General features: G+C 65.2%; 16 protein-coding genes and 7 tRNA genes. 12 read left to right on the forward strand and 11 right to left on the reverse strand.

The genetic code is table 11. The features are described from left to right. Positions 1 to 3: 3 nt before the first annotated feature. A complete protein-coding gene (locus D0Y85_RS12485) occupies positions 4 to 1,071 on the reverse strand; it encodes a helix-turn-helix domain-containing protein (RefSeq protein ID WP_117310697.1) in 1,068 nt (355 codons plus the stop codon). A gap of 183 nt (positions 1,072 to 1,254) precedes the next feature. Here D0Y85_RS12485 and D0Y85_RS12490 point away from each other — a divergent pair, with 183 nt between their 5' ends. The 7 genes from D0Y85_RS12490 to D0Y85_RS12520 all read left to right on the forward strand — a co-directional run bounded on the left by D0Y85_RS12490 (position 1,255) and on the right by D0Y85_RS12520 (position 2,626). After that, on the forward strand, positions 1,255 to 1,653 hold the full coding sequence (locus tag D0Y85_RS12490) for a heavy metal-responsive transcriptional regulator (protein WP_117310698.1): 399 nt from the start codon (positions 1,255 to 1,257) through the stop codon (positions 1,651 to 1,653). A 142-nt stretch (positions 1,654 to 1,795) separates the two neighbouring features. Continuing rightward, a tRNA-Ala gene (locus tag D0Y85_RS12495) sits at positions 1,796 to 1,871 on the forward strand. Between the two features lie 53 nt (positions 1,872 to 1,924). Beyond that, positions 1,925 to 2,000: transfer RNA gene (locus D0Y85_RS12500), tRNA-Glu, on the forward strand. A gap of 181 nt (positions 2,001 to 2,181) precedes the next feature. Continuing rightward, positions 2,182 to 2,257: transfer RNA gene (locus D0Y85_RS12505), tRNA-Ala, on the forward strand. A gap of 49 nt (positions 2,258 to 2,306) precedes the next feature. Further along, positions 2,307 to 2,382, forward strand: a tRNA-Glu gene (locus D0Y85_RS12510). A gap of 43 nt (positions 2,383 to 2,425) precedes the next feature. Beyond that, positions 2,426 to 2,501: transfer RNA gene (locus D0Y85_RS12515), tRNA-Ala, on the forward strand. A 49-nt stretch (positions 2,502 to 2,550) separates the two neighbouring features. Continuing rightward, positions 2,551 to 2,626 (forward strand) — tRNA-Glu (locus tag D0Y85_RS12520). A 63-nt stretch (positions 2,627 to 2,689) separates the two neighbouring features. On the opposite strand, the gene D0Y85_RS12525 is transcribed toward D0Y85_RS12520, so the two are convergent. Continuing rightward, the gene (locus D0Y85_RS12525) at positions 2,690 to 3,106 is read right to left on the reverse strand and encodes a GNAT family N-acetyltransferase (protein WP_117310699.1); all 417 of its coding nucleotides are present in this window, start codon (positions 3,104 to 3,106) and stop codon (positions 2,690 to 2,692) included. A 78-nt stretch (positions 3,107 to 3,184) separates the two neighbouring features. Between D0Y85_RS12525 and D0Y85_RS12530 the strand changes: the two genes are divergently transcribed. Beyond that, positions 3,185 to 4,141: an SOS response-associated peptidase family protein gene (locus tag D0Y85_RS12530; RefSeq protein ID WP_117310700.1), complete on the forward strand. Its 957-nt coding sequence runs from the start codon at positions 3,185 to 3,187 to the stop codon at positions 4,139 to 4,141. A 9-nt stretch (positions 4,142 to 4,150) separates the two neighbouring features. Here D0Y85_RS12530 and D0Y85_RS12535 read toward each other — a convergent pair whose 3' ends face one another. Further along, on the reverse strand, positions 4,151 to 4,531 hold the full coding sequence (locus D0Y85_RS12535; RefSeq protein WP_117310701.1) for a response regulator: 381 nt from the start codon (positions 4,529 to 4,531) through the stop codon (positions 4,151 to 4,153). A gap of 138 nt (positions 4,532 to 4,669) precedes the next feature. Between D0Y85_RS12535 and D0Y85_RS12540 the strand changes: the two genes are divergently transcribed. Further along, positions 4,670 to 4,755 (forward strand) — tRNA-Leu (locus D0Y85_RS12540). A 104-nt stretch (positions 4,756 to 4,859) separates the two neighbouring features. Here D0Y85_RS12540 and D0Y85_RS12545 read toward each other — a convergent pair. Then, complete coding sequence (locus D0Y85_RS12545) at positions 4,860 to 5,258, reverse strand: aspartyl protease family protein (RefSeq protein ID WP_117310702.1); 399 nt, start codon at positions 5,256 to 5,258, stop codon at positions 4,860 to 4,862. 180 nt (positions 5,259 to 5,438) lie between these two features. Here D0Y85_RS12545 and D0Y85_RS12550 point away from each other — a divergent pair, with 180 nt between their 5' ends. After that, the gene (locus tag D0Y85_RS12550; protein WP_117310703.1) at positions 5,439 to 5,681 is read left to right on the forward strand and encodes a hypothetical protein; all 243 of its coding nucleotides are present in this window, start codon (positions 5,439 to 5,441) and stop codon (positions 5,679 to 5,681) included. 149 nt (positions 5,682 to 5,830) lie between these two features. Here the strand turns inward: D0Y85_RS12550 and D0Y85_RS20770 are convergent, their stop codons facing one another. From D0Y85_RS20770 to D0Y85_RS12565, 3 genes are all read right to left on the reverse strand, one after another. Next, complete coding sequence (locus D0Y85_RS20770) at positions 5,831 to 6,106, reverse strand: hypothetical protein (RefSeq protein WP_205420710.1); 276 nt, start codon at positions 6,104 to 6,106, stop codon at positions 5,831 to 5,833. A 200-nt stretch (positions 6,107 to 6,306) separates the two neighbouring features. Beyond that, on the reverse strand, positions 6,307 to 8,148 hold the full coding sequence (locus D0Y85_RS12560) for a methyl-accepting chemotaxis protein (RefSeq protein WP_117310704.1): 1,842 nt from the start codon (positions 8,146 to 8,148) through the stop codon (positions 6,307 to 6,309). Between the two features lie 256 nt (positions 8,149 to 8,404). After that, positions 8,405 to 8,698, reverse strand: coding sequence for a hypothetical protein (locus D0Y85_RS12565; RefSeq protein WP_117310705.1), 294 nt, complete (start codon positions 8,696 to 8,698; stop codon positions 8,405 to 8,407). 160 nt (positions 8,699 to 8,858) lie between these two features. Here D0Y85_RS12565 and D0Y85_RS12570 point away from each other — a divergent pair, with 160 nt between their 5' ends. Both D0Y85_RS12570 and D0Y85_RS12575 read left to right on the forward strand, forming a co-directional pair. Next, positions 8,859 to 9,947, forward strand: coding sequence for a DUF5694 domain-containing protein (locus tag D0Y85_RS12570; RefSeq protein ID WP_117310706.1), 1,089 nt, complete (start codon positions 8,859 to 8,861; stop codon positions 9,945 to 9,947). 52 nt (positions 9,948 to 9,999) lie between these two features. After that, positions 10,000 to 10,290 carry a putative quinol monooxygenase gene (locus tag D0Y85_RS12575; RefSeq protein ID WP_117311930.1) on the forward strand — a complete coding sequence of 97 codons (291 nt, stop codon included), beginning with the start codon at positions 10,000 to 10,002 and terminating at the stop codon, positions 10,288 to 10,290. A gap of 31 nt (positions 10,291 to 10,321) precedes the next feature. Here the strand turns inward: D0Y85_RS12575 and D0Y85_RS12580 are convergent, their stop codons facing one another. From D0Y85_RS12580 to D0Y85_RS12595, 4 genes are all read right to left on the reverse strand, one after another. Continuing rightward, the gene (locus D0Y85_RS12580; RefSeq protein ID WP_100436483.1) at positions 10,322 to 10,561 is read right to left on the reverse strand and encodes a hypothetical protein; all 240 of its coding nucleotides are present in this window, start codon (positions 10,559 to 10,561) and stop codon (positions 10,322 to 10,324) included. 64 nt (positions 10,562 to 10,625) lie between these two features. Beyond that, complete coding sequence (locus D0Y85_RS12585) at positions 10,626 to 12,827, reverse strand: PAS domain S-box protein (RefSeq protein WP_117310707.1); 2,202 nt, start codon at positions 12,825 to 12,827, stop codon at positions 10,626 to 10,628. A 203-nt stretch (positions 12,828 to 13,030) separates the two neighbouring features. Then, positions 13,031 to 15,424 (reverse strand): Tex family protein, encoded by a 2,394-nt coding sequence (locus tag D0Y85_RS12590; RefSeq protein ID WP_117310708.1) that lies wholly within the window; start codon positions 15,422 to 15,424, stop codon positions 13,031 to 13,033. 206 nt (positions 15,425 to 15,630) lie between these two features. Next, complete coding sequence (locus tag D0Y85_RS12595; RefSeq protein WP_025879252.1) at positions 15,631 to 15,846, reverse strand: hypothetical protein; 216 nt, start codon at positions 15,844 to 15,846, stop codon at positions 15,631 to 15,633. Between the last annotated feature and the right edge of the window lie 606 nt (positions 15,847 to 16,452).

Consider the following 16,452-nt stretch of genomic DNA (forward strand, 5'->3'; position numbering starts at 1 on the left):
TCATCAGGCGGCGTTGCGCCCCAGCTGCGTGACCGGCGGGGCGCGCAGCCCCCGCAGGCTGCCGGCCACGGCGGGCGTCAGCGGACGATCGCGGCGTTTGTTGCAGACCTGCCGACGATAGTTGGCAGGTGTCATGCCAACGATGCGCAGGAACAGCCGGCGGAATGCGCTCTGATCGGCGTAACCCACACCCCAGGCAACTTCATCGATGCTGGCGCCCTGCTGCAGCAACGTCTGCGCCTTGGCCACGCGCAGTCGCTGGCAGTACTCGATGGGCCGCAGCCCGGTCGCCTTCAGGAAGCGACGTTGCAGGGTGCGCGGCTCCAGGCCGGAGATCTCACAGATCGCCCCGAGCGTCGCCCCTCGTGCAGCTGTGGTATGCAGCCAGCGCTGCGCCTTCAGCACGTCACGGTCGCCATGGGCGAAGTTGGCACTGAACCGCTCGAGATCCTGCTGGATCCCCACTGGCACCACTATCCCCAACTGCTGTGCCACCGCACTGGCTACGCCCTGGCCGTGCAGCCGGTACAGCAGGCGCAGACCGAGGAAACGCCAGGCCTGGGCCCCGCCCACGGTGAGCAGATCGCCATCATCGACGAGCGCCCGCTCACTGGGTGCCCAGCCGCCGACCTGCACCTGCAGCGCCGGATGGCGGTTGAGGTCAGGGCCGGACACCGTACGCCCGGTCAGCAGACCGGCCCGTGCCAGCACACTGACCCCGTCTCCTGCGGCGGCCAGCAGGCTGCCGCCGTCGTAGTGGGCCCGCAACCAGTCCAGCAGGACATCCTCGGCGCGCAGCGACGCGCCGCAACTGACCTGGCCCGGCAAGGCGATCACCGCGGGAATTGCCGCGTCCAGCATCTCGGCGCCGGCAATGCGATGCACGCCGGTATTGCTGGCAGGCACAATCCAGCGGGTGACCAGTACCCGTTTGCAGGGCCGCCGCTGCTGCTGGGCCAGACGATTGGCGACGTGCGCCATTTCGGCAAGCACCGATGCAGCCGACGGGTCGCCTCCGGGGTATTCAACCACCGCAACCTCGACGAATCCTTCGTTGCTGATTCCCTCCACTCCCCACCTCCTCTTCCGGTTCAGGCCGTCGAGCGGCCGGTTCAGGCGCAGGGTAGGAACTGCTTTGCCCCGGGGGCTATGAAGAAAGTTGCAAAGTGTGCTGAATGGGCAATGTGACCCGTGCCTTGACTCTGGACCAGAGTCCAGGGATGACTATGCACGGCAGGCCCAGAGGAGTCCGCCGTGAACATTGGTCAGCTGGCACGCCAGGCCGGCGTCCCCATCGACACCGTCCGCTACTACGAGCGTCAGCAGCTTCTGCCCAAGGCGGCACGCTCACCCGGTGGCTACCGCATCTTCGGTGAGCAGGATCTGCGACGCCTGCGCTTCATCCGCCGGGCAAAGGCGCTGGGCTTCAGCCTTGACGAGATCGGTGAACTGCTTTCCCTCAGCGATCATCCTCCGCAGGACATGGGCAGCGTGCGTGACACCGCGCGGATACGACTGCAGGACATCGAACTGCGGATGGCCGAACTGCAGCGCATGCATGGCGCCCTCTCGCAACTGGTCGATGCCTGCCCCGGACATGGCGCGCTCGACCAGTGCCCGATCCTGGCCGCGCTGGCTGGGGAAGATCGCTGAGCGCCTGGCGTCTGCGTCGACACCTGTGCTGCCCGGCACGCGAAAACCGCATCCACGCCATCGCGCGTTGCGTGTAGAAAAGTGCAACAAAGCGCTTGCCAACCCCCGGGGGCACAGCTATTATTTCGCTCCTCAGCGACGTGGGGCCATAGCTCAGCTGGGAGAGCGCCTGCATGGCATGCAGGAGGTCAGCGGTTCGATCCCGCTTGGCTCCACCATACTTTCGGCATTAGGCCGTCGAAAGGTCGCAAAGAACATTGATGAGATCTGCGTCCCCATCGTCTAGAGGCCTAGGACATCACCCTTTCACGGTGGCGACCGGGGTTCGAATCCCCGTGGGGACGCCACTCATCATGAACAACGAGGACCCGGCCGATAACCGGGTCTTTTTTGTTCACCGCCCACCGGCATTCAGGTTGTGGCGTCGGAGCGCTCCTGCCCTTGTGGCGATGAACGATTCGATGAAAAGCTTCAAAAAAAGCTTCCACAAATGTGAACAGGCCGGTATGATAGGCGGCTCGGTAACACGGGGCCATAGCTCAGCTGGGAGAGCGCCTGCATGGCATGCAGGAGGTCAGCGGTTCGATCCCGCTTGGCTCCACCACTTTCGACATTAGGCCGTCGAAAGTTCTACAACTTGAAGTTCTTCGTGCGTCCCCATCGTCTAGAGGCCTAGGACATCACCCTTTCACGGTGGCGACCGGGGTTCGAATCCCCGTGGGGACGCCAGTTTCAAAGAGGACCCTGCTCCCAGCAGGAATCCTGGTTTCATGGGGCCATAGCTCAGCTGGGAGAGCGCCTGCATGGCATGCAGGAGGTCAGCGGTTCGATCCCGCTTGGCTCCACCACTTTCGGCATTAGGCCGTCGAAAGTTCCACAACTTGAAGTTTTTCGTGCGTCCCCATCGTCTAGAGGCCTAGGACATCACCCTTTCACGGTGGCGACCGGGGTTCGAATCCCCGTGGGGACGCCAATCTTTGAAACCCCGGCTTCGGCCGGGGTTTTTCTTTGCCTGCGATTCCCTGGTGACCGCACTTCAGAACCGGCGATACATGCCGATCGACGCTGGCGCGGTCGGCGCAAAGCCAAACTGCGCATACAGCCGATGCGCCTGGCCATCGGCCAGCAGACTCACATACGCCGACGGCGGCAGGTTGCCCTGCATCCAGTCGCTCAGACGCTGCATCACCGCCTTGCCCAGACCCTGCCCCTGCAGGCGCGGCAGCACGGCGATATCGCAGACCTGCAGGTGGCAACCACCATCGCCGACGATCCGGCCCATCGCTACCAGCTCGTTACCCTGGTAGGCACAGACTCCGAAGATGGTATTGGGCAGCGCCCGTGTCGCCGCCTCTACTGTCTTGGCACTGAGGCCGGCCAGTGCGCGCAGTTGGCAATAGTCCTCGACCGTCGGCACCGCCTGACGGAACTGGATCGTCTCTGGATCAATCATGCAGCGTCTCCTGTAAGGTCGAGCTATCCTGCCGCATCCACGTCGCAGCTGCTGCGACCCCTCTTCCGGCAGAGTCCCATGTGCTATTCCGCCCTGATCCGCGCCGACTACGCCAAGCTGGTGCGCGAGTTCGGCGCCGTCCTCTCCCTGGAGGAGTTCGCCGAACTCTATGCGCATGATCCCGGCAAGAAACGACCGAAAACGCCGAAAGCGATGGACGACGGATTTGCCGGGGCGCGCACCGAACTGGGCCGCGACATCGTGGCGAAGATCCAGCAATGGCATGCACAGGAGCGGCAGCAGCTGCAGGCCGAGCTGGAGCGGCAGCTTGAGCGTCGCGACATCGCCAATGCAACCCTGGCCACCCGCCCCACGCAGAAAGCACGCAATGACCTGCGCGTTGCCGGCAACCGCATCGAACGGGCGCAGGCGCGACTGGACGACCTGCACCGGGAACAGCTGCTGCCACGCGACAACCGTATTTTTCCTGGCACCTACGCGCCGGTGATGGTCAGCGAGAATGGCCGGCGCGTGATCAAGCCGATGCGCTATCAATGCCGGCTTCCGGACAAGCCCGCGCGCAACGATGTCCTCTACCCCGGCACCTACAATGCGCGGCGGGACAGCCTGGAAGGCTATTGGCGCGGGGCCTTCGGACTGCGCCACGGCGTGGTGGTGGTACAGGCCTTCTACGAGCACGTCCCTCGCCACGCCATTGCCGGCCGCACCCTGCACAACGACGAGCAGGAACAGGACGTGGTGCTGGAGTTCCGCCCTGATCCGCCGCGCGACTTGTTGCTGGCCTGCCTGTGGGCGGAATGGGAGGGCCCGGAAGGACGCCTGCTGTCGTTCGCCACCATCACCGATGGACCGCCAATCGATGTCGCCGCTGCCGGCCATGACCGGGGTGTACTGCCGATCCGCGCCGAGCATCTGGGCGCATGGCTCAACCCGGACCCGGACAACCTGGCAGCGCAGTACGCCATCCTCGACGACCGCGAGGAGATCCGTTATGTCTACGAAGAAGCCGCCTGAGCGGTCGGATCAGGCGTTGGCGCTGGAACGCCCCACTGCGCTGACCAATGCCTTGGTCAGCTCCGCCGACAGATAGGGCTTGATCAACAGCACACCCGATCGCATCGCGACCGGCAGTTGTTCGGCGGTCATGCCGGTGGCGAGCACGAACGGCACCCCGCGCGCGGCCAGCGCCGCAGCGACCGGTTCACTGGTCTCGTTGTGGGCCAACCGGTAATCCAGCAGGGCCACGTCAGGGCTGGCCTCTTCCAGCAGGCGCAGTGCCTCGGCAACGGACGCGGCAAGACCAACGACCAGAGCACCGGAATGCACCAGCTGCATCTGCAGCAGCGCCGCACTCATCTCGTCGTTCTCCACTACCAGCACCCGCAGGTCCTGCAACGCTGACATAGGCTATCGCTCCGTGCCTGTTAAGCCTTGCCAGTATAGACAGCAGTGGGCCGATCCCGACAATTTGAAGCCATTTCAGCCCCGTTCGCCCGCACCTCTATGAACGCCTGCCCGGCTCGGGTACACTAGCCCGCTGCTGCCGGTGTGGCGGAATGGTATACGCAGCTGACTCAAAATCAGCCGGGGGTGACCCCATGAAGGTTCGAGTCCTTTCACCGGCACCACAAAGCCCTGCAACGCGAGGCTTCCAGAGAGAATGGCGTAATGGAGTCGTGAATCAGCCGACTCCAGCCAATTCTCCTCCTCACTTCCCCTCTCGATCGTCCTGTCACCGCCGCAGTTGCTGCAGCGCCACCCTCCCGTTGGGACGCAGATATACGTCGATTACTGCGGCGCCCAACGTTCTGCTGGCACCGCCGAGAGCAACCGTGTTGTTCGTACTGTAGTCAACCAACGTCGTGCCGTCCGCGCCGGTGTTTTCGGATTGATCGTCGATTTTCATATCAGCCAGTTCGCTTGTAGCGACCGACACGGCCATACCGTCCGCCCCCGTGTCCACCAGGAAACGGAGGGGGGGCGAATGATTGATCGTGCCTTCGGCATATATTCGATGGTCCTTGCCCAGCTCGAACGGGACCGCGATGGTCTCCGCGGAGATGGCAGGAGCCCCACAAAGGGCAGTCACCGCGAGAAGGGTAAGTAACCGGATACGGCAGATCCTGGACATTGGCAGCTTCCGTTGGGCAAGGCATGGGTCCATGCTCCGCCTTGGATGCGCCATCGGCCAAATGGTTCAATGCGAAGCCTGGCTTGGCTGTGATCGCGAGCCGGCGCATAACGCAAAACTCCAGCATCAAGGAAGTTGTAGACTTCGACTCCATGGAAAACGGGCGTTAAGGATTCGAGCATGGCCGACACCGGATTGTTCCTCCTCAGCGATGTTTTCGGGCAGGAAGACGACAGCGGCCGTCTGCTGCAGGTAACCCAGGTGGTGTGTCGTTGTCTGGAATGCTCATGCCGGTTCACCGGGCGGCCCAACGAAGGCCTGATCGATCTCCCCGGTGGCGCAATTCTCAGTTGCCCCAAGTGCCCCAATCGGCAGGCTATCAGCCTGGCCAGATTCGCAGACTTTCTGCAGAAGAACATTTGACGCTCGGGCGTCCAGCGCATTGGCCGTTCCTGGTTGATCAAGCGGCGATTGCACAAGGGTCGACCAGCGCCCTCAGCCCGTCCATTTAGGCAGAATCCATAGCGCTTCAGCTCCAAGACTCTTGCTGAATCCGCACTCTCGTCACAAGATCAACCCGCTCCACCCTGCAGCATGCTTTGACTCTTCGGTACACGGCCATGCCAGACACAGGTCTTTTCTACGTTCTGAACATCGACCCGATGCGCGATCAGCAGGGGAATATCCAAAGCGTCATCGCCATCAGCGTCCGGTGTAACAGTTGCCAGCACGTCACTCACTCGACAGGCCCCGACCTCCAATCCATACCGGGCGGTACGCTGCTCGCTTGTGCCCAATGCGGAGGGCGCCAAGCTGTCAGCAACGCCCGCTTGGTCGAGTGCGATCACACCTTGGCCGCCAGAGCGGGCTCATGAATCAGTCCGGTGCCTGGGTAGGCCCTTCCCAGCCATCAAGGTACCTGGGTAGATCGTCGAGAATGTCGACCACGCATCGCCGATAGGGACATGGTGACTGAGCAGAGACGGGCGATCCCGGAGTTTGCTGCCGTTCCAGAGCAAGCCACCGCGGCGTTGGCCGGGTCGGCGCCCTACACCACCCGCAGCGCCGGGGCATTCAGGCCATGGCCATGCCCTGCTCCAGCCCCCGCGTGCACGCGGAACCCTGCCACCGTCTGCAGCAGCTGCGAAGACTGCTCTTCCATGCTGCGCGCGGCCGCTGAGGCCTCTTCCACCAGCGCTGCATTCTGCTGCGTGCCCTGATCGATCAGATCCACCGCGTGGTTCATCTGCTGGATGTCATCGCTCTGCTGCTGCGCAGCCGCGCTGATCTCGGTCATCAGGTCGCTGACGCGACGCACGTCGACCACGATCTCGTCCATCGTCCGCCCGGCGCTCTCGACCTGCGCCGTTCCGGTACCGACGTTGGCAACCGACGCATCGATCAGCTGCTTGATTTCCTTTGCGGCACCGGCCGAGCGCTGCGAGAGCTCGCGGATCTCGGTAGCGACCACGGCGAAACCACGGCCATGCTCACCGGCGCGCGCCGCTTCCACCGCCGCGTTCAACGCCAGGATGTTGGTCTGGAAGGCAATGCCATCGATCACACCGATGATGTTGACGATGCGACGCGAGGACGCGTTGATCACCGCCATCGTCGAGACCACATCATGCACCACCTGGCCACCGCGTGCGGCCACATCGGCGGCGCCGCCCGCCAGTTGGCTGGCCTGGCGCGCGTTGTTCGCGGTGCGCTGCACGGTCTCGGCCAGCCCCTTCATCGACACCGCGGTTTCTTCAAGAGAGGCAGCCTGCTGTTCGGTACGCTGGGAAAGGTCGTTGTTGCCTTGGGCGATCTCGCTCGCACCCATCGCAATGGTATCTGCGGCGAATTTGATCTGACCGATGATCGCGGCCATCGCTTCGACCAGCGCGTTGACGCCACCGCAGAGCTCAGCGATCGGGCCCGTCTTGTCGGCCATGCCGATGCTCCGGGTCAGGTCGCCCTCCTTTGCCGACGCCACCACTTCGCGCGTCTGCGCTACGGCGCGCTGCATGGCCTGGCTCTCATGCACCTGTGCGGTGATGTCGGTGGCGTACTTGACGACCTTGAACGGTCGCCCGCTGGCATCGAGAATCGGGTTGTACGACGCCTGGATCCACACTTCGCGGCCACCTTTACCCAGCCGCCGGTACTGGCCGGCGTCGTACTCGCCGGAGCCGAGCTTTTCCCAGAATCGCCGGTACTCGTCGCTGGCCCGGTAATCAGGCTCGACGAACAGCGAATGATGCTGCCCACGCACTTCTTCCAGCGTATAGCCGGTGGCGGCGAGGAAGTTCGCATTGGCCGCCAGGATGCGGCCATCCATGCTGAATTCGATGACTGCCTGCGATTTGTCGATGGCCGCCAGCTGCCCCGCCGATTCGGCCGCCTGCTGCTTCTGCGCGGTGATGTCGGTGGCGAACTTGACCACCTTGTACGGCCGACCGTGCTGATCAAGCACCGGGTTGTAGGAGGCCTGGATCCAGATTTCGCGCCCCCCCTTGCCGAAGCGTCGATACTGCCCTGCATCGAACTCACCGCGGCCCAGCCGCGCCCAGAAGTCGCTGTATCCGGTACTGCGCGCATGCTCGGGGTCGACGAACAGGGAGTGATGCCTGCCCTGGATTTCATCCAGGCGATATCCCACTGCCTGCAGGAAGTTGTCATTGGCCTGCAGGATCGTGCCGTCGAGGGCGAACTCGATGACTGCCTGCACCCGATGCAGTGCGGCAACCTGGGCCTCAAGCTCGACGTGCCGCCGATGTTGTTCGGCCACCTCCGCAGCACGGCGCTGCATGCCCAACATCCCCCGCAGCGCGCGCAGGGGAGACCAACGGGTGAGCACTTCGACCGGCGCCTGAGCACCTTCCATGGAGCCTGTGATAAGCATCGTCTGATCCTCGGTGTCCGGGTAGCGGTTGCGACCCGCCGGGCGGGATGCCCGGCGGCAACTTCGATTGCCTGGGACGTGCAGACGCCGAGCGGCGTCACTCGAGCGACTGGCAGAAAACAGTACGGCAGCTGCGATCGTCATCAAACAGCGGCGAGGCACACGGCACGGGCCGCCCATCGGAGGCAGCCTCGGGTCCGGCGGCGGGAGCCTGCAGCGGGCTCCAGGAAAGGTAACGGCGCGACGGCCAACAACTTTAGGGGGCCAGCCCCTGGTCGGCAGCGCGCCGCAGAATCCAGCGCAGCAGCATCGTTGCCAGCACCGCCGGCAGGTAGCCGAGACTGCCGCAGACGACCAGCAGGGACGGCCCCGCCAGCGGCCCGCCGCCGCCCAGGATCCAGCTGCGGGTGGCAAGGATGTACAGCGCGAACGGCAACAGCAGCAACGGTGCCAGCCGCAACAGCTGCCACCGCCACCTCCCCGGCCCGATCCAGCCTGCCAGGGCCCCCAGCACGGCACCTGCAGCTGCGATGGTGGCGATTTCATCCATGACGCGCTTCCGGAAGTCTTCCAGCCACCATTCTGGACCAGCGCCGACGGAAAGGGGATGCGGCAGGCACACAGAAGGTTGCAATGACCATCGGGACATCCCATGCCTGCGCGCTGCCGGCAGCATGCGCCCACTGACTGGACTTTCCCTGGGACGCAACATGCTTCGACGCTTGAGCGCCATCATCATCCTCAGCCTGTGCAGTGCCGGGGCATTGGCCAGCGACGCGGGCTTCCGCCCCAGCTTCCATCCCGACCAGCTGAAGGGGCCACCGGCCGGTCGCCGCAACGAAGTACTTGTGCTTGGTACAGCACATCTGTCGGAACTGCCAAAGACCTTCGAGCCGGCCATGCTGGAACCGTTGCTGCAGCGCCTGGCACGTTGGCGCCCGGAGGCGATTGCCACCGAAAACCTGTCCGGGCTGCAGTGCGACTTCATGCGTCGCAATCCCGGCCGCTATGCCGAAAGTGCCGAAACCTACTGCTTCGACACCGACGCGGCCCGCGCCGCCACCGGCCTTGACGTACCCAACGCCACCGTCGAGATGGGGCGCCTGCTGTCGGCATGGCCGGCACGCCCGACAGCCGCGCAGCGTCGGCACCTGGCCGCGGTGTTCCTGGCCGCTGGCGAGCGCGGATCGGCGCAGGTGCAATGGCTGCGCCTGCCTGTGCAGGAGCGTATTGCCGGCGACGGGCTGGATGCTGCGCTGGTCGAGATTCTCGACAAGAGCCTGACCCGTCGCAATGAAACCAACCTGGTGGCGGCCATTCTCGCCGCCCGGCTGGGGCTGGAACGCCTGTGGGCGGTGGACGACCACACCGCCGATTCGCCCACCCCACCCGAACACGAAAAGGCGGCAGGCGAAGCGCTCATGAAGGCGTGGGACAACCCGCAGGCAAACGCACGGCGGGACGCCGACGAGCCGCTGTATGCCAACATCGGCAAGCTGGATGGCGTGCTGGACCTGTACCGCGCCTACAACCGCCCCGGCGTCGGCATGCAGGCCTACCAGGCCGACTTCGGTGCTGCACTGGTCGAACCCTCACCGCAGGGCTTTGGCCGCAACTATGTGGGCTACTGGGAAACCCGCAACCTGCGCATGATCGCCAACATCCGCGAAGTGCTGGGCCAGCGGCCGGGAACGCGCCTGCTGGCCATCGTTGGCGCTTCGCACAAAGGCTACTACGAGGCCTACCTCAACATGATGCACGACGTGCAGCTGGTGGATGCCGAAGAGGTGCTGCGCTGAGGCCCTGCGGCGCGCGCCTACAATGCTGCGTTTCCTGCACGGGAGTTCCAGCATGCTCAAGGTCATCGCCGAGGACTACATACATCCTGAAGCGGTCGAAATCGTCCTGCCGCTATACCGCGAGCTGGTTGCCTGCACGCGGAGCGAACCGCTGTGCATCGCCCACGACCTGTTCGTCGACCAGAAGGATCCCGGCCACTTCATATTCATTGAACAATGGCCGGATCGCGCAGCGCTGGATACCCACTGCGCAACCGAGCACTTCCGCCGCCTGGTCCCCTTGATCGATGCGCACCAGCGCAGTCCGGGCACGTTCCTACTGATGGATCCGGCTGCGCTGTAGCCGTCCGCCGCCTGCCTGCGCTGCGTGCAGATCAAGGGCGTTGCCGCGCATCACGACGCGCAGCGCGCCAGAGCACCAGGCTGGTGGCGACGATGCAGCCCAGGGTGACCAGCAGCATCAGCGCCACGCCCCACTGCACCACGGGGACCAGCATCCGGGCCTGCTGGTCGTTGCGCAGCTGCTCCAGCCGGAGCCAGCCGGAGAGAGCCAGGGACCAGCCGACAACGGCCGGCGCATAAGCACGGACTGCACTCAGGTTCCAGGACGTCATGTTGTTTTCCTGCGAAGGTGGGGCGTTGGCGCAGTATTCGCCGCGCCCCTCTCACAGGCTGAGATCAGCCATCGCTGAGGTCGCCTCCGTCCGCCGGCGAGCTAGCGGGCAGTTCACCGGTTTCGCCCTGCACCTGCACATTGTTGCGACCCATCGCCTTGGCCCGGTAGCACTGGGCATCGGCGGCGGCGACGGCCTGGTCCACGCTCATGCCGGCGGCAAGCGGTGCGATGCCGATGCTGGCGCCGATCCGCAGCTGGTGCTGGTCCCAGGGAATGGACAGGTTGGCCAGGGTATGCAGCAGCTCGCCGCCAATGCGCGCCGCTCGCCGCGGGCTGCACCCGGACAGGATCACCGCGAATTCGTCACCGCCCAGGCGCGCCACCACATCCGAGTCGCGTACACCATGGCGCAATACGCTGGCCACGGCCCACAGCACGGCGTCGCCGGCCAGATGACCAAAGGTATCGTTGACCGGCTTGAACCGGTCCAGATCGATGTACATCAGTGACGCCGCCTGCCCGGTCCGTTCAACCCGGGTGATCGCCTGCTGCAGATGCACTTCGAAGCCGCGGCGATTGCCCAGTTCGGTCAGCGGGTCCATCTCCGCCAGGTGCCGTGCCTCGCGCTCGCGTGCACGCTGCTGGGTGTCATCGCGCAGGACCCACACCGCACCACGCACCTGGCCCTCGTCGTCGCGAAGCCAGGCCCGGGTCAGGTCGACCGGCACCACGGCGGTGCCCATCTGCAGCAGCAGATCGGCATGCAGATCCACGGCGTTGCTTTCAGGATCCAGCAGCACGCTGACGTCGAGCTGCGATTGCGGTGCGTATTCGGTGGTCAACGACAGCACGTCCTGCACGAGATGCCCGGCCAGCGACAGCGCTCCATCGCCGGCAAGCATTCGCACGGCGGCCGCGTTGGCATATTCGATGCGGCCATCCAGGGCCACGCTGAGTACCAGATCGGCAACCGCATCCAGGGTGATGCGGCTGCGCTGCTCGCTTTCGAACAGGCGCTGCTCGCTGCTGCGCTGGGCGCTGACATCCTGGATCTGCGACACGAAATGCAACGGTTCACCGCGCTCATTGCGTACCAGCGATACCGACAGCCGTGCCCAGATGGTGTTGCCCTCACGGCCCAGGTAGCGCTTCTCAAGGTGATAGTGCGTGCGTCGCCCCGCCAGCAGATCCTGCACCAGGGCCAGGTCGGTCTGCAGATCGGCCGGATGGGTCAACCGCTGGAAATCGACCTGCAGCAGTTCCTCCCGCGTGTAGCCGAGAATGCGGCACAGCGCATCGTTGACATCCAGCCAGCGCCCTTCCAGCGACACCAGCGCCATGCCCAGTGCCGCCGAGGTGAACGCACCGGCGAACTTTTCCGCCGCAAGACGAGCCTCGGCGCGCGCCTGCAGGATCTCGGTGATGTCGATGGCCATGCCGACATAGCCGATGCGCTCGCCATCGGCGCCATCCATGCGGCTGATTGACAGGCGTACCTGCCGACGCTGGCCATCCTTGCGCAGGAAGGTCCATTGCCGCGAGAACGTCTTGCCCTGTGCCTGCGCCGTCAACGCCTGGAAAACAGTCGGTGCTTTGCCATCGGCATCGACCAGCGGCGCCAGATAGGCAGCCATTTCCGCACGATCATGGAAGATACCGGGATCGCAGTGTCCCAGCACCTCCTCGGCGCGGTAGCCGAGCAGGCGCTCAGCGCCGGTATTGAACAGGGTGATGATGCCGGCGGTGTCGGTGGCGATCACCGCCACTTCGTCGGAGGCGTCGACCACCGCCTGCAGGCGCTGCCGCATCTCTGCCGCATCCTGGCGCGCCTGCTGCAGTTCGGTGACGTCGGCGTGCGCACCGGCCATCCACAGCGGCCGACCCTGCCCGTCCCACTCGAATACCCGCCCGCGATCGTGGATCCAGATCCACTGGCCGTTCTTGTGACGCATCCGCAGCAGGCAGGCGTAGTTTTCGGCGCGGCCGTCGAAGTGCTCCTGCAGGGCCGCATCGGACAGCGCCAGATCATCCGGATGGACCAGCGCGATGAAGGTCTTCTGGCAGATCGGTTCAAGTTCGCCCAACCGGTAGCCGACGATCTCGGCCCACCGTTCATTGACCCGCATCTGTCCGCTCTGGACGTTCCATTCCCAGGTGCCAGCCGCAGTGCCCTCGATGATCATCGCCAGGCGACGGCGCTGTTCGGCCAGTTCCTGCAGCCGGCGCTCCAGCAGTGCGTTGCCGCTGTTGCCCTGATCGGCCATCAGCCGCCTCCCCCGCCGACGCAGCTGCCCGCAGGCCGTGGCAAGGAGCCACAGCGGTCTCGGAACAGGGCGGATGGTGCTGACGGCATGGCCTCCCCAGCGACAGCAGGGGCCCAGGCGCCCCTTCCGGCGCAAGTGTGCGCATTGCCGGGGAACATCGACAAGTCCCCCGCCCGGATCGCGCCGGGAGGGGGACGGCGGACTCAGCTGCGCTTGGCCCGGGCGAACGCCTCGGCCAGGGCATTGTTGGCTGGCGGCGCGGCCTGTGCCGGGCGTCCGCCATTGCCCGGGTTGCGCCCCTGGCCACGTCCCTGCCCGGGGTTGCCGGCGTCGCGGCGCGGCGCCTGCCCCTGGCTGCGTTCGTCACGGCTGCCCGGGCGGCTGGTGGCCTGGCCGGGCGTGTCGTCCAGACGCCGGGTCAGGGCAATGCGCTTGCGCGGCACGTCCACCTCCAGCACCTTCACCTTGACGATGTCGCCGGCCTTGACCACGTCACGCGGATCCTTCACGTAGGTATCAGACAGCGCCGAGATGTGGATCAGGCCGTCCTGGTGCACGCCGATATCGACGAACGCACCGAACGCGGCCACGTTGCTGACCACGCCTTCCAGCACCATGCCCTCGCGCAGGTCCTTGATGTCCTCCACGCCATCGGCGAACCGGGCCGCCTTGAATTCCGGGCGCGGATCGCGGCCCGGCTTTTCCAGCTCCTTGAGGATGTCGCGCACGGTCGGCACACCGAATGTCTCGTCGGTGAACTGCTCGGCCTTCAAGCCGCGCAGGAAACTGCCGTCGCCGATCAGCGCCTTGATCGGGCGCGCGGTGCTGGCGACGATGCGCTCGACCACTGGATAGGCTTCCGGATGCACCGACGATGCATCCAACGGCTCATCGCCATCGGCGATACGCAGGAAGCCTGCGCATTGCTCGAACGTCTTCTCGCCCAGCCGCGGCACCTTCAGCAGGTCCTTGCGACGCTTGAACGGACCGTTGTCATCGCGGTGGCGCACGATGTTCTCGGCTACCGTCGGCGTCAGGCCCGAAACCCGCGACAGCAATGCAGCCGACGCCGTGTTGACGTACACGCCGACGGCATTCACGCAGTCCTCCACGCGCGCATCCAGCGCACGCGCCAGGCGGTACTGATCCACGTCGTGCTGGTACTGCCCCACGCCGATCGCCTTCGGCTCGATCTTCACCAGTTCGGCAAGCGGGTCCTGCAGGCGACGCGCGATCGATACCGCACCACGAATCGACACGTCCAAGTCCGGGAATTCCCTGGCCGCCGTTTCCGACGCCGAATACACCGACGCCCCGGCTTCACTGACCACGATCTTCTGCGGCGCGTTGTCACCCAGCGCCTTGATGGCTTCACCGGCCAGCTTGTCGGTCTCGCGGCTGGCGGTGCCGTTGCCGATCGCGATCAGCTGCACGTTGTGCTTGGCACACAGCTGCTTGATCGTCTGCAGCGACTGCTCCCACTGTCGGCGGGGCTCGTGCGGGTAGATGGTGTCGGTGGCGACCAGCTTGCCGGTGGCGTCGACCACGGCAATCTTGCAGCCGGTGCGGATGCCCGGGTCCAGGCCCAGCACGCTTTTCGGGCCGGCCGGTGCAGCCAGCAGCAGATCCTTGAGGTTGTCACCGAATACCGCGATGGCTTCGGCCTCGGCTTTCTCACGGGCCTGGTTGAACAGGTCCAGCAGCAGGTGCATGTGCAGCTTGGCCCGCCAGGTCAGGCGGCAGGCGTCCAGCAGCCAGCGATCAGCGGGGCGCCCCGCATCGCGGATACCGGCGTTGTGCGCCACGCGCCCTTCGGCGTACTGATGTCCGGCCTCGGCATCCTTGCCTGGGTCCAGCTCCAGGAACAGGATCTCCTCGCGGCGCGCACGGAACAACGCCAGCAACCGGTGCGAGGGAATCTTCGCCAACGACTCGGCGTGCTCGAAATAATCGCGGTACTTGGCGCCCTCGGTTTCCTTGCCCTCGGCAACGCGGGCACGGATCACGCCCTGCTCGCTCAACCAGCTGCGCAGCTCGCCAACCAGCGTGGCGTCCTCGCCCCAGCGCTCCATCAGGATCGCGCGGGCCCCTTCCAGCGCGGCCTTGGTATCGGCCACGCCCTTGTCGGCATCCACGAACGTGGCGGCAAAGACCTGCGGGTCCTGTGTCGGGTCGCCCAACAGGCCGTCGGCCAACGGCTCCAGTCCTGCTTCGCGGGCGATCTGCGCGCGGGTGCGACGCTTGGGCTTGTACGGCAGGTACAGATCTTCCAGCCGGCTCTTGGTATCGGCGGCGAGGATCTCGTTGCGCAGTTCATCGCTGAGCTTGCCCTGCTCGCCGATGCTGGCCAGCACCGCCGCACGGCGGTCTTCCAGTTCGCGCAGGTAGGTCAGGCGGGTTTCCAGGTTGCGCAGCTGGGTGTCGTCCAGGCCGCCGGTCACTTCCTTGCGGTAACGGGCGATGAACGGAACGCTGGCGCCTTCATCGAGCAGGCCGACGGCGGCGCTGACCTGGGCGGTCTGGGCACCGATTTCATCGGCGATGGTCTGGGCGATCTGCTGGGCGAGCTGGCGCTGGGCGTGCTTGGCGTCGTGCATTGTTTCCGGCCTGGGCCGCATTGCGGGAAAGGCCCATTCTTGCAATGCGCGGGCGGCAGGGACAAGGCGTTGACAGCGCGGCGGTTCAGGCGGTGGGTCCGGATCGGACGCCGGCATCCTGGCAAAGGGGGCTCGGACTGGCCCCGGGCTGGGATGCCGGCGCGGACGCGCGATGGTGGAGCGCGTCCTGCCGCGTACTGCGAAGGTCAGCGGTAGTGGCGGGCGGCACGCTGCATGACGATGTCGTCACGCAGGCTCTCCAGCGCCATCAGGCGGACCTTGCCGACACCCTGCAGTTCCATGAACCGCTCCGTGTAGAACTCCGGCCCCAGCGCGGTATCGGCGCGGGATTTGCTGAAGCCGTAGGGCACCACGCCCTTCTCGCCATCCTTGCTACCACCGACATAAAGAACGATTGCCATGTGATGTCTTCCTCCAAATTGCTACTGCGTACTGCACACGATGAGCGGTACTTGTTGGCTCATCGGGATAGAGCTTACCGCGACCAAGCTGACTGGAACGTCACGAAGACTAATGACGATCAGTTGCATGCAGATGACTGCGGGATAGCAGCAGAATGCTTACGGATCTTTAACTTCCGAATAACGAATGGAAGGGTTTTCAGCCAACGGCGCAGCCCCTCGTGGGTGGGTGTGGTTGGTCGCGGAATGCAAAAGCCGCAGGTGGGTCGGCCGGGTTGGGTTCCGCGGGGGACGCCGTGAATCCGTCCCTGGAGGCTTGGCCGCGGCATCCATGCCGCGGACACCCCCGCGAACCCAACCCGACCGCCCTCTGACAGATTTCTGCGGTCTGCCACCCACGGAAAAGAAAAAGAAGATCAAAAGCAAAAGCGGCCTGGCCGGCCGTTTCCTGTAGAGCCGAGCCCATGCTCGGCTCTATACGAGCAAGCGCAGCGCGCGACCCGCTCTTGCTGTTCTCTTTCTTCTCCGTGGCTGGATGCGCGCGGAAGCTGTCAGGGGTCGGGCGGGGTGGGTTCGCGGGACCGTTGGCGCCATGGATGGCGCCAT

It is taken from the genome of Stenotrophomonas sp. G4 (assembly GCF_003428825.1).
Lineage (GTDB): Bacteria > Pseudomonadota > Gammaproteobacteria > Xanthomonadales > Xanthomonadaceae > Stenotrophomonas > Stenotrophomonas indicatrix.

Coding starts and splice junctions, on each gene's coding strand:
- D0Y85_RS12525 (WP_117310699.1), bottom strand. CDS start 3,106: ATGATTGATCCAGAGACGATCCAGTTCCGTCAGGCGGTGCCGACGGTC.
- D0Y85_RS12530 (WP_117310700.1), top strand. CDS start 3,185: ATGTGCTATTCCGCCCTGATCCGCGCCGACTACGCCAAGCTGGTGCGC.
- D0Y85_RS12535 (WP_117310701.1), bottom strand. CDS start 4,531: ATGTCAGCGTTGCAGGACCTGCGGGTGCTGGTAGTGGAGAACGACGAG.
- D0Y85_RS12545 (WP_117310702.1), bottom strand. CDS start 5,258: ATGTCCAGGATCTGCCGTATCCGGTTACTTACCCTTCTCGCGGTGACT.
- D0Y85_RS12550 (WP_117310703.1), top strand. CDS start 5,439: ATGGCCGACACCGGATTGTTCCTCCTCAGCGATGTTTTCGGGCAGGAA.
- D0Y85_RS12560 (WP_117310704.1), bottom strand. CDS start 8,148: ATGCTTATCACAGGCTCCATGGAAGGTGCTCAGGCGCCGGTCGAAGTG.
- D0Y85_RS12565 (WP_117310705.1), bottom strand. CDS start 8,698: ATGGATGAAATCGCCACCATCGCAGCTGCAGGTGCCGTGCTGGGGGCC.
- D0Y85_RS12570 (WP_117310706.1), top strand. CDS start 8,859: ATGCTTCGACGCTTGAGCGCCATCATCATCCTCAGCCTGTGCAGTGCC.
- D0Y85_RS12575 (WP_117311930.1), top strand. CDS start 10,000: ATGCTCAAGGTCATCGCCGAGGACTACATACATCCTGAAGCGGTCGAA.
- D0Y85_RS12580 (WP_100436483.1), bottom strand. CDS start 10,561: ATGACGTCCTGGAACCTGAGTGCAGTCCGTGCTTATGCGCCGGCCGTT.
- D0Y85_RS12585 (WP_117310707.1), bottom strand. CDS start 12,827: ATGGCCGATCAGGGCAACAGCGGCAACGCACTGCTGGAGCGCCGGCTG.
- D0Y85_RS12590 (WP_117310708.1), bottom strand. CDS start 15,424: ATGCACGACGCCAAGCACGCCCAGCGCCAGCTCGCCCAGCAGATCGCC.
- D0Y85_RS12595 (WP_025879252.1), bottom strand. CDS start 15,846: ATGGCAATCGTTCTTTATGTCGGTGGTAGCAAGGATGGCGAGAAGGGC.